The organism is Massilia oculi, assembly GCF_017582745.1.
In the GTDB taxonomy this organism is placed as follows: Bacteria; Pseudomonadota; Gammaproteobacteria; order Burkholderiales; family Burkholderiaceae_D; genus Telluria; species Telluria oculi_A.
In genome coordinates, this window is record NZ_JAFVIM010000001.1 from 72,074 (window position 1) to 90,832 (window position 18,759).

Below are 18,759 nucleotides of genomic sequence, written 5' to 3' on the forward strand. Positions count from 1 at the left end.
GCGTCGGTTGGATCGATGCGCGCGAGTGTAACGCAAACGTCAATACGACGCGAAAACCTCAGGCCTGCAGGTCGGCATGGATCGCCTGCGCAGCCTGCAGGCCATGGCGGCGGGCCTGCATCCGTTCCAGGTGCGCCGCCACGCAATCGCCGCCGGCATATATGCCCGGCAGCGCGGTGCGGAAGCACCCGTCGACCTCGATCCGGTCGCCCTCGCGCGACTGCTGGCGCACGAGCGGATCGCGGTCGGCCCCGGCCGCGCGGCCCACCGCCTTGAACACGGCGTGGGCGGCGATCTCGGTGAAGCCGCCGGTGTCGACCATGCGCTCGCCCAGCAGGCGGGTCTGCTCGAAGCGCACCGACCCGACCGCGCCGCGTTCGTCGCGCAGCACCTCGAGCGGCGCGACCCAGCCGCGCACCCGCACGAAGCAGGCGCGCGCGACTTCTTCTTCGCGGCCGTCGGGCGCCAGGGCGTGGCGCAGCGCCAGCGTGACGTCCTGGGCGCCCAATTGCTTGAGGCGCGCCGCCATCCCGACCGCGCCGCGGCTGGCGCCGATCACGATCGCGCGCTGCGGCACCGGCAGCGCCAGCAGGTCGTCCAGCGCATACACGGCGGCGAGGCGGCGGCCGGCGTCGACCAGGCCGGCCGGATCGCTGCCGGACAGCGCCAGCACGCGGCTGGACGCCAGGCCGACGCCGAGGAAGATCGCGTCGTGCCACAGGTGCAGGTCGGCCAGCTCGAGGTCGACGCCCAGCTTGCGGCCGTATTCGCAGCGGATGCGGCCCTGGGCCTCCAGCCGCTCGAACAGCGCCTGCTCGGACGCGCTCGCCGGCGCAGTCTCACACATGCGCTCGCGCGAGCGCGCTTCGTACAGCACGACGCCATTGCCGAGCAGCGCCAGGCGGATGGCGCAGGCCATGCCGGCCATGCCGGCGCCGACCACGGCCGCCTGCTTGCCGGTCGGCGGCGCCGGTTCGCCGGCTAGGGAAGATTCGTCGGATGCGGACAGGTCCAGGACGTCGGTGGTGGCGGTCATCGGTCTCTCTTTCTTGTCGTGCGGGGCGTCTCGCGCCCTCTTTAGTATCAAGCCAGTTGTGTCAGGACCCTGGCCAGCTTGCCGAACAATTCGTCGACGTGTTGTTTCTCCAGAATCAGCGGCGGCGACAGCGCGATGATGTCGCCCGTGATGCGGATGAGCAGGCCGTCGGCGAAGGCTTGCTTGAGCGCCGCATAGCCGCGCGCGCCGGGCTGGCCCGCGATGGGCGCCAGCTCGATGCCGGCGATGATGCCGATCGAGCGCAGGTCGATCACGTGCGGCAGGCCGCGCAGCGATTGCAGCGCTTCCTCGAAATACGGCTGCATGCGCGCAGCGTTCTCCAGCACCGCCTGTTCGCGGAACACGTCCAGGGTGGCCAGCGCGGCGGCGCAGGCCAGCGGGTGGCCGGAATAGGTATAGCCGTGGAACAGCTCGATGCCAGCCGGCCCTTCCATGAAGGCGTCATGGATGAAGGACTTGCTGAACACCGCGCCCATCGGCACCGCGCCATTGGTGATGCCCTTGGCCGTGGCCATCAGGTCGGGCTCGACGCCGAACCAGTCGCCGGCGAACGGCGTCGTGAGGCGTCCGAAGCCGGTGATGACTTCGTCGAAGATCAGGAGGATGCCGTGGCGGTCGCAGATCTCGCGCAGGCGCTTGAGATAGCCCTTGGGAGGAATCAGCACGCCGGTCGAGCCGGACACCGGCTCCACGATCACGGCCGCGATGGTCGACGGGTCGTGCAGCGTCACCATGCGCTCCAGATCCTCGGCCAGTTCGACGCCGTGTTCGGGCTCGCCCCGTGCGTAGGCGTTGCGCTCCAGGTCATGCGTGTGGCGCAGGTGGTCGACGCCCGGAAGAAGGGGCCCGAAATGCTTGCGGTTGGCGCCGATGCCGCCGACCGAGATGCCGCCGAAGCCCACGCCATGGTAGCCGCGCTCGCGGCCGATCAGGCGCGTGCGTCCACCCTCCCCGCGCGCGCGGTGGTAGGCCAGCGCCATCTTGAGCGCGGTGTCGACGGCTTCCGATCCCGACCCCGTATAGAACACGTGGCCGAAGCGGTGGCCGCTGAACTCCATCAGGCGTTCGGCCAGCTCGAAGGCGGCCGGGTGGCCCATCTGGAAAGTGGGGGCGTAGTCGAGCTGGCCGGCCATGGCGGCGATGGCTTCGGCGATCTTCGGCTGGCCGTGGCCGCAGGCCACGCACCACAGGCCGGCGGCGCCGTCGAGCACCTGGCGGCCATCGACGTCGCGGTAATACATCCCCTTGGCGGAGACCAGCAGGCGCGGATCGCGCTTGAAGTCGCGGTTATTGGTGAATGGCATCCAGAAGGATGACATCGCGGCAGGCCTGGATTCATACATGATGCGCTCCCGTCTCGATGGCGCTCTGAAGCATTGAAGTTTGAACAAGAATGACGAGTCTTGCAACAGGCACACGGTTGGCGGCATGCGCAAGCGCAAAACATGCGGTACGCATCGTGTTAGCGCCAGGAAAACCCCGCCGGTCGCAGCCCTGCCTACAGGCGTCACGGCAGTGGTATGCTAAGCGCTTATCACACTGGCAATGCGAACCATGTCGACTTATATCACCCCCGTCCTGACCACCGAACGCCTGGTGCTGCGCCCGCTGGCCGCGAGCGACGCGCCGGCCCTGTACACCGTCTTTTCCGACCCGGCCGTGGTGCGCTACTGGAGCGCCGAACCGTGGACCGATATCTCCTTCGCCGAAGCCGCCATCGCCCGCGCGCTGGAAGCCTACCGCGACGAGACCGAGCTGCGCTTCGCGATCGAACTGGCATCGAACCGCGAGCTGATCGGCACCGTGGCCCTGCACCACTTCTTCAACCAGAACAAGCGCTGCGAACTCGGCTACGCGCTGGGCAGCGCGCACTGGGGCAATGGCTACGCCTTCGAAGCGGTATCGGCCGCGCTGGACCATGGCTTCCGCGAGGTCGGCCTGAACCGGGTCGAGGCCGACATCGACCCGCGCAACGAGGCCTCCGGCCGCGTGCTGGAAAAACTGGGTTTTCGCAAGGAGGGCTTCATGCCGCAGCGCTGGCTGGTGCACGGCGAGTACGCCGACACCGTCTTCTACGGCCTGCTGCGCGACTACTGGAACGACAGGACGGCGCACTGATGGCATCGCGGAATCACACGATGAAGGCGATGGCGGCATGCTCGACCCTGGCGCTGTCCCTGCTGGCCATGGCGCCGCAATCGGCCGCGGCCCAGGCCACGGTGCCGACCTGGCGCGAGATCACCATCTTCGCGACCGATGCCGGCTATCCGGCCGTGCTCGCGCGGCGCGGCGTGCAGGGCAATGTGACGGTCGAACTGGCCCTCGACGACAAGGGCCGCAAAGGCGTGGTTTCGGTGCGCGACTCCTCGCGCTCGGCCGAACTCGATGCGCTGGCGCTGGCCATGGCCAGGCGGCTGGACATCCCCGCCAACGGCGAGCACCGCAACGGCCTGGTGACCTTCAAGTTCAAGAAAGACCACAGCACCACCATCGCCACCAAGAGCTGCGCCGATTTCAACGTCGATGCCGCCTGGCAGGCCGCCACCTTCCCGGAACGCAGCCTGCGCGAGTTGCCGGTGACTTATGAAAGTGTCGGCATGCTGATCTACAGCATGCACCGCGAAGGCTCGGCGCGCCAGTCCTTCCCGGCCTTGGAACCGGTCCTGAACGCCACCGTGGCCGCCTGTGCACGCACGCCCGAGGCCGGCATGCTGGACGTGATGCGGCAAGAAGCACTCAAATTGATCGAGCAATAGGCGTATTTACTACTAAAAACGGGGTCGCAAGCGCCCCCGTTCATCCGCCCTCACGACCGCCCGTCCCCGAATTCGCACCGTTTATCGGATCGCTCTTGGCGTAACATGGGTGCATCCCTACAGTAGGGTCATCATTGTTAGAAAGGACTTGCACGCATGAAAACCATTCATACGCCCACCAGTCGCTTCCAATCGATCCTGCGCAATATGGAAGTTGCTGGCCGCACAACCTGGCGCCTGGCGAAGTCCAGCGCCCGTTCGCTGCGCCGCATGCCGTGGCCGGTGCTGCTGGTGATCGCGATCGTGCTGGCGGCCCTGATCACCATCGTGCCGATCGTGCTGGCGCTGTTCGTCGGCCTGCTGCTGCTGAAATTCCTCGCCATCGCCATCTTCGGCCGCGAACCGCGCCGCATCAAGCACTACACGCAAGAGTAAATACCATGGCCGCCACCCAGATCAACCGCGCACTCGACTTCGTCCGCGACGCTTTCCGCGAGGCGGGCGTGCTGTGGTGGCGCTTCTTCGACTGGCTCGCCCTGATCGAGTGGCGCCAGCTCTACCTGGTCTGGTTCCTGGTGTTCGTCACGGGCATGTTCGTCAAGCTGACGGAACCGGCGATCTGGTTCATCCTGATCTCGTTCGGGGTCAAGGTGCTGGCCGGCGGCAAGCGCCGCGCCGAGCTGCTGGCGCGCGACGCCTCGACCAAGGCCGACGTCGCCAATCTCGAGCGGCGCCTGACCGAGGCGCAGATGGCCACGCTCCAGGCCCAGGTCGAACCGCACTTCCTGTTCAACACGCTGGCCCTGATCGGCCAGCTGATCGAGACCGACCCGAAGGAAGCGGCGCGCGTGCACGGCCACCTGATCGAATACCTGCGCGCCTCGCTGCCGCAGATGCGCAATACCAAGGGCGCCGGTGGCACATTGGGCAAGCAGGTCGAACTGTCGCGCGCCTACCTGGCGATCATGCAGGCGCGCATGAAGGAAAGGCTCGCGGTGCGCTTCGAGGTGCCCGACTTCCTCGGCAGCTCGCCGTTCCCGCCGATGATGCTGCAGACGCTGATCGAGAACGCGATCAAGCACGGCCTGGAGCCGAAGGTCGCCGGCGGCACGATCACGGTGCGCGCGCGGGTCGAGGGCGCCACCCTGTGCGTCGACGTGTGCGACGACGGCGTCGGCTTCAACCTGCATGCCGGCAGCGGCGTCGGGCTGGCGAACATCCGCGAGCGGCTGGCGCTGTTGTACGGCAAGGATGCCGAACTCGTGATCGAAGCCCTGCCGGGCGGCGGCGCCTGCGTGTCGATCCGCCTGCCCTATCGCATGACGGAAGACGGCTGATGGCGCACCCGCAACCGACGGCCCTGATCGCCGATGACGAAGCGCCCATGCGCGACCAGCTGCGCGCGCGCCTGCACGAGGCCTGGCCGGAGCTGCGCATCGTGGCCGAAGCGGCCAACGGCGCCGAAGCGGTCGCGCTGGCGCTCGAGCACAAGCCCGACATCGCCTTCCTCGACATTCGCATGCCGGGCATGGGCGGCATCGACGCGGCGCGCCAGATGTACGAGCGCTGCCACATCGTGTTCGCCACCGCCTACGACCAGTATGCGGTCGAGGCCTTCGAGCAGGGCGCCATCGACTACCTGCTCAAGCCCGTCACCCTGGCGCGCCTGGAAACCACGGTGGCGCGCCTGCGCCGCCGGCTCGAACACACGCCGCAGGACATCGGCGCGCAACTGGCCCGGCTGGCGCAGCTTGGCGACCAGTTGCTGGTGCAGAACGGTACGGCCGCCGCCAAGCCGGCATACCTGCGCTGGATCCAGGCCCAGTCAGGCAACAGCCTGCGCATGGTGAGCACGCGCGAAGTGCTGTTCTTCCAGTCGGACGACAAATACACGCGGGTGCAGACCGCCACCGCCCAGCACCTGATCCGCAAGACGCTCAAGGAACTGGAAGAAGAGCTGGACCCGGACGAGTTCTGGCGCATCCACCGCTCGACCCTGGTGCGCGTGGATGCGATCGCGGAGGTGCGGCGCGACCTGCGCGGGCGCCAGATGCTCAGCCTGCGCGGCTATCCGGAAGAACTGGAAGTGAGCCGCAACCACGGCGCGCTGTTCCAGCAGATGTGAGGCCCGTCAGGGCTGCGCCGGCGTGTTCTGGTAGTTGTCCTTGACCCGCACGTAGTGCTCGGCCGAGTAGCGCAGCCAGGTCTTTTCGGCGTCCGTCAGCGGGCGCACCTTCTCGGCCGGGCGACCCATGTACAGAAATCCGCTTTCCAGCCGCTTGCCCGACGGGACCAGGCTGCCTGCGCCGAGGATCACCAGGTCTTCGACCACCACATCGTCCATCACGATGCTGCCCATGCCGATCAGGCAGTCGTTGCCGATGCGGCAGCCGTGCAGGATGACCGAATGGCCGACCGTGACGTAGTCGCCGATGACCAGGGGCGAGCCCTGTGGCTTGTGGGGTGTGCGGTGGGCCACGTGGCCCATCGTCAGATCCTGGATATTGGTGCAGCGGCCGATGACGATGTCGTTGACGTCGCCGCGCAGCACGGCGTTGCACCAGACCGAGGAATCGGCGCCGATGCGGACGTTGCCGATGACCTGGGCCGATGCGTGGAGGTAGACGCCGTCGGCGATTTGCGGGACGGCGTCGAGGTAGGGAGCGATGGGCATGATGGCCGCCATCTTACTCTGGCCGCGTCATGGATGCGACATCGTTTGCTGTTATGCTGGGTCGCTCCTGTCCACGGTCCGCACATGCCGCCACACCCTGCCGCCATCGCCGCCCCCCCCACCTCCTCTGCGTGGTCCATCTTCCGGATCTTCCTGAAACTCGGCCTCACCTCGTTCGGCGGCCCGATCGCCCATCTGGGTTACTTCCGCAACGAGTTCGTCCTGCGCCGCCAGTGGCTCGACGATGCGCGCTACGGCGACCTGGTGGCGCTGTGCCAGTTCCTGCCCGGGCCGGCGTCGAGTCAGGTCGGCTTTGCGCTCGGCGTCCTGCGCGGCGGCGGGCTGCGTGGCGGCCTCGCGGCCTGGGTCGGCTTCACGCTGCCTTCGGCGCTGCTGATGTTCGCATTTGCGCTGGGCGCCGTGACGCTTGCCGGACCGGCGGCCGTGGGTGTCGTGCACGGCCTCAAGCTGGTGGCGGTGGCCGTGGTGGCGCAGGCGGTGTGGGGCATGGCGCGCACGCTCACGCCGGACCGCCGGCGCATCGCGATCGCGCTCGCCGCCATCGCGATCGTGGTCCTGGCCGGCGGACCGGCCGGGCAACTGGCCGCCATCGCCGCGGGCGCCGGCGTCGGATACTGGCTGTGCCGGGGACCGGTCGCGCAGCCCGGCGCGGAACTGTCCATGCCGATTGGCCGCCGTGCCGGCATCGCGGCGCTCGTGCTGTTCGGCGTCCTGCTGCTCGGCCTTCCCTTATTAACCGGCCTGGCGGCATATTCCCCGCTGGCGCTGTTCGATGCCTTCTATCGCTCCGGCGCCCTGGTCTTTGGCGGCGGACACGTCGTGCTGCCGCTGCTGCAGGCCGAGACGGTGGCCAGCGGCTGGATCCCGAGCGAGACCTTCCTGGCCGGTTATGGCGTCGCCCAGGCGCTGCCCGGTCCCCTGTTCGCGTTTGCCGCCTTCCTCGGCGCCCAGGCCGGCATGACGGCGGGCGCGCCTGCCGGCGCCGCGATCGCCCTGCTGGCGCTGTTCCTGCCTGGCCTGCTGCTCGTCTACGGGACGCTACCGTTCCGGGACCGCCTGCGCCGTCATGCCGCCGCGCGCCACGCGATGATGGGCGCGAACGCCGCCGTGGTCGGCATCCTCGCCGCTGCGCTGGCCGATCCCGTGTGGACGAGCGCCGTGTTCGACGTGCGCGATGCCGGCATCGCGCTGGCAGGCTTCCTGCTGCTCGTAGTCTGGAAAGCGCCGCCATGGATCGTCGTGATCCTGTCGGCGGCTGCAGGCGTCATGCTGGCAAGCGTTTAGCCGAATAATCCCTCGTCCGAACCGTCGCCGTCGAAGAAGCCGCCCAGGCTGTCGTCGTTATTGTCGGCCAGGCTGTCGCCGCCGCCCGGTTCATCGATCGCGCCGATACCAGCCTGGTCCGCCAGCGCCCCGCCCCCGGCTGCCTCGGCGGCGCCACCGTCGGCCGCATTGTCCGCCAACAAATGGTTCGAGGCGCCCTGCCCGTCATTGCCCAGCAGGTTGCCGATGCCGTGGAACAGGAAACTGCCTGCCGCCACGCCGGCTGCCGTGGCCGCCACCGTGCCCAGCATGCTGCCGCCGGCGCCACCCAGGAAGCCGCCGCTTTTCGCCGGCTGGGCCTGCGGTGCCGATCCGGTCGGTCCGTTTTGCTGGTACGCCCCCTGGCCTACGCCTGGCACGGGATTCGATGGCTTGCTCTGTGCGGAATTGCCCCATTGATTGGCGTCGAGGAAGCCCCCGCCACCTTTGCTACCCTGGTTTTCGAGCTCGGCGATGCGCGCCTTGGCATTGCCCAGCGCCTGCTCCACCAGCAGGGCGCGCTGCACCAGCAGGTAGGCCGCGTCCGGCTGCTGGGCCACGGCGCGCTGGATCAGCGCGTCGGCCTCCGGGTCCTTGGCCACGCCACGGGCCTGCACCAGCTGGCCCAGGAAATCCTGCAACATCTTTTCGTCGGATGGGTTCATTGTCGAGCTCCTGTCTGATGGAAGGTATTCCACTATGTTGTGGATCAGTCATCGGAATTTCAAGCTCGGCATAAGCTGCGCTACCATGGACTTCCCCCCGACCGCTACAGGAGAATGCAATGAGCTCGACCGTGGTTCCCTGCCTTCGCTATCGCGACGCCTCGCGCATGATCGAATGGCTCTGCAGCAATCTTGGTTTCGAGAAGCGCCTGGTCGTTCCCGGAAAGGACAAGGACGTCGGCCATGCCGAGCTGACGCTCGGCGACGGCATGGTCATGATCGGCACCGAGGCCGACGACGAATACGGCCAGCTCCTGACCACGCCGCAAAAGACCGGCGGACTGCAGACCCAGACCATCTGGATCCGGGTGGGTGACGCGGACCAGGTTTACAGCCGCGTAGTGGAGAGCGGTGCCGACATCGTGAGAGCCATTGACGACGCCCCCTACGGCGGGCGCGAATTCGCCTGCCGCGATCCCGAGGGGCATGTGTGGAACGTCGGCACTTACGATCCCTGGAAAGCCTCCTGATCGCTTTCCGCCGCGCTTGTTGCTATCCTATCGGCTGGCGCCGCGAGCGGCATTCAACATTTCAAGGAAGCACAACATGGTCTCGCTGCAAGAGCAGTTACTAAAAGCCGGCCTGGTCGACAAGAAGAAGGTCAAGCAGGTCAACCAGGACAAGAGCAAGCAACACAAGGAAGTGCTGCGCACCGGCGTGGAAAAGGTCAATGAGTCGCGCGAAGCCGCGCTCGAGATGCAGCGCAAGAACGCGGAACGGGCGCGTGAGCTGAACGCCCAGCGCGATGCCGCGGCGACCCAGAAAGCCATCCTGGCGCAGATTGCTCAATTGGTGCAGCAGAACAAGCAATCGAAGGGCAAGGGCGACGTGCCCTATAACTTTACCTTCGGCACCAAGATCGAGCGCATCCACGTGACGTCACAGATCGTGGAGCACCTGGTGGCGGGACGCCTGGTGATCGTCCACATGAATGGCAGCTTCGAACTGGTGCCGCGCGTGATCGGCGAAAAGATCGCCCAGCGCGATGCCTCGATCGTGGTGCAGATCAAGAAGAAGGTGCAGGAAGTGGAAGAAGACGATCCGTACGCGGATTACAAGATTCCGGACGACCTGATGTGGTAATCAAAAGGCGGCCCCCGACGATATCCTGACGGGGCCGCCAGACGAACGTTTATTGCTTCGTCTTGTTTTCGACGTCCTGCACGTCCGAACCGGTCTTCTTCGAAGACCGCTCACCTTCCTTCTTCGGCTGCCCCATGCCGGATGCGGTCGTCTCCTGCTTGCTGCTGCCCTGGAAATCAGGATCCACGACATTCGCGCTCTCCGGTCCCTCCGCCGCCGGGTTCTCTCGCTTGTCGCGGTCGGTATTGGCCGGGATCTGCCGATCGACAGTTCCCGTCCGTTCAGCCTGGGTAGTGGTCGAACCGGTCTTGTCCGCCTGGGCCGCGGCGCTCGCCGCGATGATCACACCACTCAACAGCACGATGACTTACTTCATGACTACCTCCGAATTCAGGTTAAGCATATAAGGATGTCATCACAGTGGTGACCGAATCGCGGATCACAAGGCCTGTTCAATTTCCCAGGTCACGGCCCCCGAAGGCATTCGGCAACTGCGCCGCTGCGGTGGTCTCGAACACGTCGCCGGTCAGGTTGGTCAGCACCACCGGCAATTCGTTGCCACCCAGCTCCAGGATCACCTGGCGGCACGCGCCGCAAGGTGCGATCGGGCCTTCGGTCTGGCCGATCACGGCCAGGGCCGCGAAATCGCCCGGCTGGTAGCCGCTGGCGATGGCGCTGAACAAGGCGGTGCGTTCGGCGCAGTTGCACAGGCCGTAGGCGGCGTTCTCCACGTTACAGCCGCGGAAGATGCGGCCATCCTTGCACTCCAGCGCGGCGCCTACCTTGAACTTCGAGTAGGGGGCATAGGCCAGCTCGCGCGCGGCGCGCGCTTCATCGATCAGTTTCGCGTATTTCATATGTGGCTCAGGGACGAACGGTGCGGTGGATCATCGGCTCGACGGCCGGCTTGTCAAGGGCGATACGGTAGGCGGCCTGCACCTGGCGGACGGCCTGCTCGGCGGCGTCTCGCGTGCGCGCATGCACCATCGCCAGCGGCTGGCCGACGACGATCTCGTCGCCCAGTTCCGCCAGCCCGGTGAGGCCGACGGCGAAGTCGATCGCATCCTGCGGACGCACGCGGCCACCGCCCAGCGCCACCACGGCCAGGCCCAGTTCGCGGGTGTCGACCGCACTCGCATAACCGGCCTGCAGCGCAGGCACGGGCACGATAACCGGCGCCGTTTCCAGGTGTGCGTCAGGCTTGTCCATCAGGTCGGCCGGGCCGCCCAGGGCGCTGACCATGCGTGCGAAACGCTCGGCGGCTTCGCCCGAATCGAGGGCCGCCTGCAGCCTGGCGCGCGCTTCCTGCTCGGTCGATGCCAGCCCGGAGATGACGAGCATCTCGGCGCACAGCGCCATCGTCACCTCGTGCAGGCGCGCTGGACGCGACTTGCCGGTCAGGTAGTCGATCGCGACGCGCACTTCGACGGCGTTGCCGGCGGCGTGGCACAGCGATTCGTTCATGCCGGTGAGGATGGCCGAGGTGCGGGTGCCGGCGCCATTGCCGACGTTGACGATCGACTCGGCCAGCTCCAGCGATTTCGCCGGCGTCGGCATGAAGGCGCCGCTGCCGACCTTGACGTCCATCACCAGCGCGTCCAGGCCCGCCGAAAGCTTCTTGGACAGGATCGAGCCGGTGATCATGGCCACCGATTCCACGGTCGCCGTGGTGTCGCGGATGCTGTAGAAACGCTTGTCGGCCGGCGCCAGCTGGGCGGTCTGGCCGATGATGGCCACGCCCACGTCCTGCACCACCTGGCGGAACTTCTCCGGTTCCGGCACGGTGCTGTAGCCCGGGATCGAATCGAACTTGTCGAGCGTGCCGCCGGTGTGGCCCAGGCCGCGGCCCGAGATCATCGGCACGAAGCCGCCGCAGGCCGCGATCATCGGTCCCAGCATCAGCGAGACCACGTCGCCGACGCCGCCGGTCGAGTGCTTGTCGACCACCGGGCCGGGCAGGTCCAGGGATTTCCATTCCATGACCTGGCCCGAGTCGCGCATCGCCAGCGTAAAGGCGACCCGTTCGTCCACGGTCATGTCGTTGAAGTAGACCGCCATCGCGAAGGCCGCGATCTGGCCTTCGGTGACGCTGCCGTCAGGGATGCCGCGCACGAAGAACTGGATTTCTTCGGCAGAGAGGACGCCGCCGTCGCGCTTCTTGCGGACGATTTCTTGGGGGAGGAACATGATTGTTTCCGTTTTCACTGATAGCTTAAAAACGTCATTCCCGCGGAGGCGGGAATCCAATTACGCTAGCACAGAGCGAACAACTTGGATTCCCGCCTGCGCGGGAATGACAGGGTTTGGAGTCCTGGGCTAATTACACGCCGTACGGAATCCAGACATTCTTGACCTGGCTCGCATGCTGCAGCACCGTGCGGCCGCAAGCCTGCTTCGGATCGAACCAGTCGCGGCCCTTCGCGCCGCCGGTCCAGGTGCGCTTGAGCGATTCGGCCGACAGACGCTCGACCTCGGCGCAGCCTTCAGCCGAACCATCATGACGCCACACCGCATCGATATCGCCATGCGTCGCCAGCGTACGCGCCAGCTCGTCGCTTGACCCGGTAACGATGTTCAGCGCGCCGCCCGGCAGGTCCGAGGTATCCAGCACCTGGTAAAGATCAATCGCGGACAACGGATGCTGCTCCGACGGCACCACCACCACTCGGTTGCCCAGCGCCAGCGCCGGCGCCACCAGCGAGATGAAGCCCAGCAGCGGGTTCTCGTTCGGGCACACGATGCCGATCACGCCGACCGCTTCGTTCAGCGCCACGGTGATGCCGTGCATCGGCGGCTGGTGCGCCGCGCCGTCGTACTTGTCGGCCCACGCCGCCCAGTAGAACAGGCGCTCGATCGAGGCCGCCACTTCGCGCGCCGCATCCTTCGAACCGGTCTGCTGCGCGATGCGCTGGGCGAATTCGTCGGCGCGGATCGCCAGGTTCTCCGCGATGTAATAGAGCACCTGCGCGCGGTTGTGCGCGGTCGCCTTGGTCCAGCCGGCCGCCTTGTGCGCCGCTTCCACGGCGTTGCGGATGTCCTTGCGGCTGCCTTCGCCAATGTCCGCCAGGAAGTCGCCGTTGGCGCCATTGATCGCGCGGCTGTAGGCGCCGTCGGGGCGGGCCTGCTTGCCGCCGATGTACAGCTTGGCGGTGCGATCGACCGCGAACGGGCTGTCTTCCTGCACCGGCTTGGCTTTCGCCTTCTCGGCCACGAGCGGCGCCGATGGACGCGCATCTTCCGCCAGCGGCGTCAGGTACTCGTACATGCCCTCTTTGCCGCCTTCGCGGCCATAACCCGATTCCTTGTAGCCGCCGAAGCCGCAAGCGGCATCGAACTGGTTCGCGGTGTTGATCCACACCACGCCGGCCTTGATCTGCGGGACCACGTCCAGCGCCAGGCTGATCGACTCGCTCCACACGCAGGCCGCCAGGCCGTACACGGTGTTGTTGGCCAATTGCACCGCCTCGGCCGGGGTGCGGAAGCTCATCGCCACCAGCACCGGTCCGAAGATCTCGGCCTGGGCCACGGCGGCCGAGGTCGAGGCGCCCGTGATCAGGGTCGGCAGATACCACGAGCCGGTCGCGGCCAGTTCCACGTTCGGCTGCCACACTTCGCAACCTTCGGCGCGCGCCGATTCCACGAGACCGTGGAAGCGCTGCTGCTGCACCGGATCGACCAGCGCGCCGATATCGTTCGATTTATCGAGCGGCGAACCGACGCGCAGGTTCTGCATGCGCGCCTTGACCTTGCCGATGAAGCGCTCGTAGACCGATTCCTGCACCAGCAGGCGCGAACCGGCGCAGCACACCTGCCCCTGGTTGAACCAGATCGAATCGACCAGGCCTTCGACCGCCGCATCCAGGTCGGCGTCGTCGAACACGATGAATGGCGACTTGCCGCCCAGCTCCAGCGACAGCTTCTTGCCGCTACCGGCGGTGGCCTTGCGGATCAGGCGACCGACTTCGGTCGAGCCGGTGAAAGCGATCTTGTCGATGCCAGGATGATTCACGATGGCCTCGCCCACGCGGCCGTCGCCGGTCACGATATTGACGACGCCGGCCGGCACGCCGGCGCGCTGGCAGATCTCGGCGAACAGCAAGGCAGTCAGCGGCGTGTACTCGGCCGGCTTGAACACCACCGTGTTACCGGCGGCCAGCGCCGGCGCGATCTTCCACGCCAGCATCAGCAGCGGGAAGTTCCACGGCACGATCTGGCCCACCACGCCCACGGCGCGGTACTCTAGAAATTCTTCCGATTGCAGCGAGGCCCAGCCGGCGTGATGGTAGAAGTGGCGCGCAGCCAGCGGCAGGTCGGCGTCGCGGGTTTCGCGAATGGTCTTGCCGTTGTCCAATGTTTCGAGCACCGCGAACAGGCGCGCGTGCTTTTGCAGCAGGCGCGACAAGGCGTACATGATCTTCGCGCGGCCATGGCCGCCCAGCGCGACCCAGCCCGGCTGGGCGCGGCGTGCGGCGGCGACGGCGCGTTCGACGTCGTCTTGCGTCGCTTGCGTCACCTGCGCCAGCTCGCTGCCGTCGGCTGGGTTGTTGGTGGCGAAGGTCTCGGCGGCGTCCGACCAGGCGTTGTCGATGAACAGCCCGAAACGGCGGCCATGCTGGTCCAGCCACGCGAGCGCTTCCTTGGTACTCTCTGGTGCAGGACCGTAATCCATGGTGTTAAGAATCTCTTTGATTGTTGGCATGACGAAGTCCGGAATTAAGGTTGCGCGTGGCGATGGGCGGCCGAGTAGTTCCCGGTCACATAGTGCTCCAGCTGGCGCTCGATGTCGGTCAGCAGGCTGGAAGCACCGATGCGGAACAGGTGCGGCTGCAGCCAGTCGTTGCCCAGTTCTTCCTTCATCACGGTCAGGTATTGCAGCGCCGCCTTGGCGCTCGACACGCCGCCGGCCGGCTTGTAGCCGACCTGGAAGCCGGTCAATTCGTAGTAGTCGCGGATCGCGCGCACCATCACCAGCGATACCGGGATGGTGGCGTTGACGCCTTCCTTGCCGGTCGAGGTCTTGATGAAGTCGGCGCCGGCCATCATGCAGACCCACGAAGCCTTCGCCACGTTTTCCAGGGTCACCAGGTCGCCGGTGGCCAGGATCGCCTTGACGTGCGCTTCGCCACAAGCCTGGCGGTAGGCCACCATCTCGTCGTACAGCGCTTGCCAGTTACCGGTCAACACGTGCTGGCGGGTGATGACGATATCGATCTCGGTCGCGCCGGCGGCCACCGACAGCTCGATCTCGCGCACCTTGGTTTCCATGCTCGACAGGCCGGCCGGGAACGCGGTCGACACGGCGGCGATCGGCAGGCGGCCGTTCAGCACCTTGACGGCTGGGGTGATCATCTCGTGGTACACGCAGACCGCACCGGTGCTCAAGGTCTCGAGGCCCAGGGCTTGCATCAGGTCGGCGCGCAGCGGGCGCATCGCCTTCATGCACAGGCGCTCGACGCGGCCCGGGGTGTCGTCGCCGCCGAGGGTGGTCAGGTCGATGCATTCGATCGCGCGCACCAGCCAGGCGGCCTGGTATTCCTTCTTGACCGTGCGGCGGTTCGCCAGGCTGGCGGCGCGGCGGTCGGCCGCATTGCGGTTGACCTTGACGCCGTTGACCAGGCCCAGGTCCAGCGCCATGCCGGCATTACGTTTGAGATCCAGGGGCTGGGTCATAGCAGTGCGGTTCCGTTCGAAAGTGGTTTGACGCCGAGGTGTTTGGCCAGGGTGGCGCCGATGCTCGAGAAGGTGTCGGCGGTCGGCAATTCCTGCGCCTTGACGTTCGGGCCGAAGAAGATCATCGGGATGTGCTCGCGGGTGTGGTCGGAGCCGGGCGCGGTCGGGTCGCAGCCGTGGTCGGCGGTGATCACGACCAGGTCGCCATCCTTCAGCTTGGCCATGAATTCCGGCAGGCGGGCGTCCAGCTCATGCAGCGCGTTCGAGTAGCCGGCGACGTCGCGACGGTGGCCGAAGTGCATGTCGAAGTCGACGAAGTTGACGAAAGTGAGCGATTTGTCGCCCGCCTCATCGGCCACTTCCAGCAGACGGTCGAACAGCGCCATATTGTCCGGACCCTTGACCAGGCGCGTGACACCTTGCGCCGCGAAGATGTCGCTGATCTTGCCGAGGGCGATCATCTCGCCGCCCGCGTCCTTGACGTGGTCGAGCAGGGTCGGCGCGATCGGCGGCACGGCGTAGTCGTGGCGGTTCGACGTGCGCTTGTAGTCGCCGTTGGCGCCCACGAAAGGACGCGCGATCACGCGGCCGATATTGTAGGGCTTGACCAGCTCATAGGCGGCTTCGCACACTTGATACAGGCGCTCGAGGCCGAAGTGTTCTTCGTGCGCCGCGATCTGCAGCACCGAGTCGGCCGAGGTATACAGGATCGGCTTGCCGGTGGCGACGTGCTCGTCGCCCAGCTCGTTGATGACGGTGGTGCCCGAGGCGTGGCAGTTGCCCAGCCAGCCCGGCACGCCGGTCAATTCCTGCAGCTTGTCAGTCAGCTCTTTCGGGAACGACGGCACCGTCTTTGGGAAGTAACCCCAGTCGAACAGCACCGGCACGCCGGCGATTTCCCAGTGGCCGCTCTGCGTGTCCTTGCCGGTCGACTGTTCGCGCGCGACGCCCCAGGCGCCAGTGAAACCGTCGCGCTGGTCGAAGCCGGGCGCCCATTCGCCGCTCGCCTTGTGCGCAGCGGCCGCGAGGCCCAGTTTCTCGAGGTTCGGCAGCGACATCGGCTTGCCTTCTTTCGCAGCCCATTCGGCGATGTGGCCGAAGGTGTTGGCGCCCGCGTCGCCGTATTTGTCGGCGTCGGGCAGTGCGCCCAGGCCGAAGGAATCAAGCAGGAGGATGAATGCGCGTGACATGGTCTTCGCTCTTCCTATTCAAATGATTTATGCGTCGGCGCGCGGGGTCGAGCCCAGGCGTTCGATGTAAGCGTGGATCAGGGTGACCATGTCCTTGGCCGCGACCGCCGCGTACTTCAGCGTCTGCTCGTGCGACAGCGCGAACGGCGACAGGCCTTCTGCCAGGTTGGTGATGGCCGAGACGGCGGCGACCTTCAGGCCGCAGTGGCGCGCGGCGATCACTTCCGGGATCAGCGACATGCCCACGACATCGGCGCCCAGCGTTTTAAAGGCGCGGATTTCGGCGACGGTCTCGAAGTGCGGACCGGCGGCGGCCAGGTACACGCCTTCGTGCAGGACGATGCCCTTCTCCGCGGCGACGGCCTTCACCTGCTCGCGGGTTTGGGCGTCATAGGCATTCGACATGCTGAAGAAGCGCGGGCCGAAGCGTTCGTCGTTCGGGCCGGCCATCGGGCTGCCCGGCAGGAAGTTGATGTGGTCGGTGATCGCGACCAGGCTGCCGGCATCGGCTTCGACGCGCAGCGAGCCGGCGGCATTGGTGACGAACAGCAGTTCGCAGCCGATCTGCTTCAGGGTGCGGATGGCCGAGGTCATCACGCCAGGACCGTAGCCTTCGTAGAAGTGGCCGCGGCCCTTCATGCAGGCAACCGGCACGCCAGCCAGGGTGCCCAGCACCAGTTCGCCGGCGTGGCCGTGCACGGTGGAGATCGGAAAGCCCGGCAGGTCGGCATAGCTGATCGACACCGCGTCGACCAGTTGTTCGGCCAGCACACCCAGTCCGGAACCGAGGATCAGCGCCACACGCGGGGCGAAACCCGGCTTGCGGGCGCGGATGATGTCGGCGGCTTCGAATGGGGTATTGCTGGACATGATATTCCTTGATGAAAACGGGTGATGTGGGGTCGCGGATGAGAGAGGCAGATGCCCAGCGCGCGCGAGTGCAGCGTGTTTGGACAACTAGATATTATAACTATGCATGATTGGCGATATGTATGGCAAATACACTTTTTCTTCCCGATTTATATCTTTTATAGATAAATTGCACGAAGCGCCACAGAGCTGCTTACACTGGAGGAAAGATCCGTTGACAGGCTCTAAACAATTGTCTAGCATAATAAAACAATTGTCCTGAGCGCCTGACGGCGTAGTCGAACGCGATGCCGAAAAAAGAACAGTTATACGAGCTGATCCGTTCCAATCCCTTCATCTCGCAGCAAGACCTGGCCGGCCATCTTGGCCTGTCGCGCTCCGCGGTCGCTAACTACATCGCCACCCTGGTGCGCGAGCGCCGCATCCTCGGCCGCGCCTATGTGCTGCCCGACCATCGGCCGATCCTGTGCGTCGGCGCGGCCAATCTTGACCGCAAGTTGCGCACGCTCGGCAAGCTGGCACTGAATACCTCGAACCCCGCGCGCCAGACCGAATCCTTCGGCGGCGTCGCGCGCAACATCGCCGAGAACCTGGCGCGCCTGGGCGTCCCCACGGCGCTGGTCACGGCGGTCGGCGGCGATTCGTCCGGCCGCGCCCTGCTCTCCTACGCCGACGAAACCGGCATCGATACCCGCGGCGCGCTGCGCGTGGACGGCGCCGCCAGCGGCACCTATACCGCGGTGCTCGACGAGGACGGCGACATGCGCGTGGCGCTGGCCGACATGGAGATCAACGAGTCGCTCACGCCCGATTTCCTGTCCACCCGCGAACAGCAGCGCGCCGGCGCCGCCCTGATCGTCGCCGACCTGAACCTGCCGCGCGAAGCAGTCGCCACCCTGCTGGAAGGCAGCCGGCGCGACGGCGTGCCGATGGTGGTCGTCGCCGTCTCGGAACCGAAGATCGACCGCCTGCCGCGCGACCTCACCGGCCTGCGCCTGTTGATCCTGAATGTGGGCGAGCTGGCGGCGCGCGTCGGCCGCCCGCTGGCGACCGACGAGGATATCTCCGCGGCCTGCGCCGAATTGCGACGCGATGGCGTCCGGGACGTGATCGTCACGCGCGGCTCGCTGGGCGTCTTGTTCACGACCGCCACCGGCATCGGGCTGCTCGAGGGCCAGGCCGTCGATGCGGCGAACGTGGTCGACGTCACCGGCGCCGGCGACGCCTTCGCCGCCGCCGTCTGCTGGACCCTGTACAGCGGCCAGCCCGAGCTGGACCTGGAACTGGCCTGCCGCCGCGGCCAGATACTTGCCGCCATGACCATCGCCTGCGCGCAGACCGTCTGCCCGCAACTGGCGCCGGGGCTGTTCGACACCCCGGCCCAGGACATCGTCACCGACTGAATAGAGAT

General features: G+C 66.5%; 20 protein-coding genes. 9 read left to right on the forward strand and 11 right to left on the reverse strand.

Features of this window, described 5'->3' with window-relative positions; translation table 11 throughout:
* Positions 1 to 58: 58 nt before the first annotated feature.
* Positions 59 to 1,036, reverse strand: coding sequence for an FAD-dependent oxidoreductase (locus J3U95_RS00320; protein ID WP_208276733.1), 978 nt, complete (start codon positions 1,034 to 1,036; stop codon positions 59 to 61).
* 47 nt (positions 1,037 to 1,083) lie between these two features.
* On the reverse strand, positions 1,084 to 2,400 hold the full coding sequence (gene aptA / locus J3U95_RS00325) for an omega-aminotransferase AptA (RefSeq protein ID WP_208276734.1): 1,317 nt from the start codon (positions 2,398 to 2,400) through the stop codon (positions 1,084 to 1,086).
* Positions 2,401 to 2,611: 211 nt separating this feature from the next.
* Between aptA and J3U95_RS00330 the strand changes: the two genes are divergently transcribed.
* The 5 genes from J3U95_RS00330 (at position 2,612) to J3U95_RS00350 (ending at position 5,938) form a co-directional block, all read left to right on the forward strand.
* The gene (locus J3U95_RS00330) at positions 2,612 to 3,175 is read left to right on the forward strand and encodes a GNAT family N-acetyltransferase (protein WP_208276735.1); all 564 of its coding nucleotides are present in this window, start codon (positions 2,612 to 2,614) and stop codon (positions 3,173 to 3,175) included.
* Complete coding sequence (locus J3U95_RS00335) at positions 3,175 to 3,813, forward strand: TonB family protein (RefSeq protein ID WP_208276736.1); 639 nt, start codon at positions 3,175 to 3,177, stop codon at positions 3,811 to 3,813. Before J3U95_RS00330 ends, J3U95_RS00335 begins: the two co-directional genes overlap by 1 nt.
* Positions 3,814 to 3,969: 156 nt before the next feature.
* A complete protein-coding gene (locus J3U95_RS00340) occupies positions 3,970 to 4,248 on the forward strand; it encodes a hypothetical protein (protein WP_123071649.1) in 279 nt (92 codons plus the stop codon).
* A 5-nt stretch (positions 4,249 to 4,253) separates the two neighbouring features.
* The gene (locus J3U95_RS00345) at positions 4,254 to 5,150 is read left to right on the forward strand and encodes a sensor histidine kinase (RefSeq protein WP_208276737.1); all 897 of its coding nucleotides are present in this window, start codon (positions 4,254 to 4,256) and stop codon (positions 5,148 to 5,150) included.
* On the forward strand, positions 5,150 to 5,938 hold the full coding sequence (locus J3U95_RS00350) for a LytR/AlgR family response regulator transcription factor (RefSeq protein ID WP_208276738.1): 789 nt from the start codon (positions 5,150 to 5,152) through the stop codon (positions 5,936 to 5,938). The genes J3U95_RS00345 and J3U95_RS00350 overlap by 1 nt, the downstream gene beginning before the upstream one ends.
* A 6-nt stretch (positions 5,939 to 5,944) precedes the next feature.
* Here the strand turns inward: J3U95_RS00350 and J3U95_RS00355 are convergent, their stop codons facing one another.
* Positions 5,945 to 6,487 (reverse strand): gamma carbonic anhydrase family protein, encoded by a 543-nt coding sequence (locus tag J3U95_RS00355; protein WP_208276739.1) that lies wholly within the window; start codon positions 6,485 to 6,487, stop codon positions 5,945 to 5,947.
* A gap of 84 nt (positions 6,488 to 6,571) precedes the next feature.
* Here J3U95_RS00355 and chrA point away from each other — a divergent pair, with 84 nt between their 5' ends.
* Positions 6,572 to 7,792: a chromate efflux transporter gene (chrA, locus tag J3U95_RS00360; protein WP_208276740.1), complete on the forward strand. Its 1,221-nt coding sequence runs from the start codon at positions 6,572 to 6,574 to the stop codon at positions 7,790 to 7,792.
* On the opposite strand, the gene J3U95_RS00365 is transcribed toward chrA, so the two are convergent.
* The gene (locus tag J3U95_RS00365) at positions 7,789 to 8,475 is read right to left on the reverse strand and encodes a DUF2076 domain-containing protein (protein ID WP_208276741.1); all 687 of its coding nucleotides are present in this window, start codon (positions 8,473 to 8,475) and stop codon (positions 7,789 to 7,791) included. The genes chrA and J3U95_RS00365 overlap by 4 nt on opposite strands.
* A 119-nt stretch (positions 8,476 to 8,594) precedes the next feature.
* Here J3U95_RS00365 and J3U95_RS00370 point away from each other — a divergent pair, with 119 nt between their 5' ends.
* Together J3U95_RS00370 and J3U95_RS00375 are read left to right on the forward strand one after the other, a co-directional pair.
* Positions 8,595 to 9,005 (forward strand): VOC family protein, encoded by a 411-nt coding sequence (locus tag J3U95_RS00370; protein ID WP_208276742.1) that lies wholly within the window; start codon positions 8,595 to 8,597, stop codon positions 9,003 to 9,005.
* Positions 9,006 to 9,081: 76 nt separating this feature from the next.
* Positions 9,082 to 9,618 (forward strand): DUF2058 domain-containing protein, encoded by a 537-nt coding sequence (locus J3U95_RS00375; protein ID WP_005668378.1) that lies wholly within the window; start codon positions 9,082 to 9,084, stop codon positions 9,616 to 9,618.
* A 49-nt stretch (positions 9,619 to 9,667) separates the two neighbouring features.
* Here J3U95_RS00375 and J3U95_RS00380 read toward each other — a convergent pair whose 3' ends face one another.
* The 7 genes from J3U95_RS00380 to xapA all read right to left on the reverse strand — a co-directional run bounded on the left by J3U95_RS00380 (position 9,668) and on the right by xapA (position 17,348).
* Positions 9,668 to 9,979, reverse strand: coding sequence for a hypothetical protein (locus J3U95_RS00380; protein WP_208276743.1), 312 nt, complete (start codon positions 9,977 to 9,979; stop codon positions 9,668 to 9,670).
* Positions 9,980 to 10,070: 91 nt separating this feature from the next.
* Complete coding sequence (locus tag J3U95_RS00385) at positions 10,071 to 10,475, reverse strand: cytidine deaminase (RefSeq protein ID WP_208276744.1); 405 nt, start codon at positions 10,473 to 10,475, stop codon at positions 10,071 to 10,073.
* Between the two features lie 7 nt (positions 10,476 to 10,482).
* Entirely contained in the window at positions 10,483 to 11,805 is a 1,323-nt protein-coding gene (deoA, locus tag J3U95_RS00390) for a thymidine phosphorylase (RefSeq protein ID WP_208276745.1), read from the reverse strand.
* A 133-nt stretch (positions 11,806 to 11,938) separates the two neighbouring features.
* The gene (locus J3U95_RS00395; RefSeq protein ID WP_370662033.1) at positions 11,939 to 14,317 is read right to left on the reverse strand and encodes an aldehyde dehydrogenase family protein; all 2,379 of its coding nucleotides are present in this window, start codon (positions 14,315 to 14,317) and stop codon (positions 11,939 to 11,941) included.
* A gap of 14 nt (positions 14,318 to 14,331) precedes the next feature.
* Positions 14,332 to 15,288, reverse strand: a complete 957-nt coding sequence (gene deoC, locus J3U95_RS00400; RefSeq protein WP_208276746.1) for a deoxyribose-phosphate aldolase — start codon at positions 15,286 to 15,288, stop codon at positions 14,332 to 14,334.
* Positions 15,285 to 16,478, reverse strand: a complete 1,194-nt coding sequence (locus J3U95_RS00405) for a phosphopentomutase (protein WP_208276747.1) — start codon at positions 16,476 to 16,478, stop codon at positions 15,285 to 15,287. The genes deoC and J3U95_RS00405 overlap by 4 nt, the downstream gene beginning before the upstream one ends.
* A 27-nt stretch (positions 16,479 to 16,505) precedes the next feature.
* Positions 16,506 to 17,348, reverse strand: a complete 843-nt coding sequence (xapA, locus tag J3U95_RS00410; RefSeq protein WP_208276748.1) for a xanthosine phosphorylase — start codon at positions 17,346 to 17,348, stop codon at positions 16,506 to 16,508.
* A gap of 287 nt (positions 17,349 to 17,635) precedes the next feature.
* On the opposite strand from xapA, the gene J3U95_RS00415 reads away from it, so the two are divergent.
* Positions 17,636 to 18,751 (forward strand): carbohydrate kinase, encoded by a 1,116-nt coding sequence (locus tag J3U95_RS00415; RefSeq protein WP_208276749.1) that lies wholly within the window; start codon positions 17,636 to 17,638, stop codon positions 18,749 to 18,751.
* Positions 18,752 to 18,759: the final 8 nt, after the last annotated feature.

What these genes read in the sequence shown, in the direction of transcription:
- J3U95_RS00320 (WP_208276733.1), bottom strand. Translation starts at nt 1,036, where the DNA reads ATGACCGCCACCACCGACGTCCTGGACCTGTCCGCATCCGACGAATCT.
- aptA (WP_208276734.1), bottom strand. Translation starts at nt 2,400, where the DNA reads ATGTATGAATCCAGGCCTGCCGCGATGTCATCCTTCTGGATGCCATTC.
- J3U95_RS00330 (WP_208276735.1), top strand. Translation starts at nt 2,612, where the DNA reads ATGTCGACTTATATCACCCCCGTCCTGACCACCGAACGCCTGGTGCTG.
- J3U95_RS00335 (WP_208276736.1), top strand. Translation starts at nt 3,175, where the DNA reads ATGGCATCGCGGAATCACACGATGAAGGCGATGGCGGCATGCTCGACC.
- J3U95_RS00340 (WP_123071649.1), top strand. Translation starts at nt 3,970, where the DNA reads ATGAAAACCATTCATACGCCCACCAGTCGCTTCCAATCGATCCTGCGC.
- J3U95_RS00345 (WP_208276737.1), top strand. Translation starts at nt 4,254, where the DNA reads ATGGCCGCCACCCAGATCAACCGCGCACTCGACTTCGTCCGCGACGCT.
- J3U95_RS00350 (WP_208276738.1), top strand. Translation starts at nt 5,150, where the DNA reads ATGGCGCACCCGCAACCGACGGCCCTGATCGCCGATGACGAAGCGCCC.
- J3U95_RS00355 (WP_208276739.1), bottom strand. Translation starts at nt 6,487, where the DNA reads ATGCCCATCGCTCCCTACCTCGACGCCGTCCCGCAAATCGCCGACGGC.
- chrA (WP_208276740.1), top strand. Translation starts at nt 6,572, where the DNA reads ATGCCGCCACACCCTGCCGCCATCGCCGCCCCCCCCACCTCCTCTGCG.
- J3U95_RS00365 (WP_208276741.1), bottom strand. Translation starts at nt 8,475, where the DNA reads ATGAACCCATCCGACGAAAAGATGTTGCAGGATTTCCTGGGCCAGCTG.
- J3U95_RS00370 (WP_208276742.1), top strand. Translation starts at nt 8,595, where the DNA reads ATGAGCTCGACCGTGGTTCCCTGCCTTCGCTATCGCGACGCCTCGCGC.
- J3U95_RS00375 (WP_005668378.1), top strand. Translation starts at nt 9,082, where the DNA reads ATGGTCTCGCTGCAAGAGCAGTTACTAAAAGCCGGCCTGGTCGACAAG.
- J3U95_RS00385 (WP_208276744.1), bottom strand. Translation starts at nt 10,475, where the DNA reads ATGAAATACGCGAAACTGATCGATGAAGCGCGCGCCGCGCGCGAGCTG.
- deoA (WP_208276745.1), bottom strand. Translation starts at nt 11,805, where the DNA reads ATGTTCCTCCCCCAAGAAATCGTCCGCAAGAAGCGCGACGGCGGCGTC.
- J3U95_RS00395 (WP_370662033.1), bottom strand. Translation starts at nt 14,317, where the DNA reads ATGCCAACAATCAAAGAGATTCTTAACACCATGGATTACGGTCCTGCA.
- deoC (WP_208276746.1), bottom strand. Translation starts at nt 15,288, where the DNA reads ATGACCCAGCCCCTGGATCTCAAACGTAATGCCGGCATGGCGCTGGAC.
- J3U95_RS00405 (WP_208276747.1), bottom strand. Translation starts at nt 16,478, where the DNA reads ATGTCACGCGCATTCATCCTCCTGCTTGATTCCTTCGGCCTGGGCGCA.
- xapA (WP_208276748.1), bottom strand. Translation starts at nt 17,348, where the DNA reads ATGTCCAGCAATACCCCATTCGAAGCCGCCGACATCATCCGCGCCCGC.
- J3U95_RS00415 (WP_208276749.1), top strand. Translation starts at nt 17,636, where the DNA reads ATGCCGAAAAAAGAACAGTTATACGAGCTGATCCGTTCCAATCCCTTC.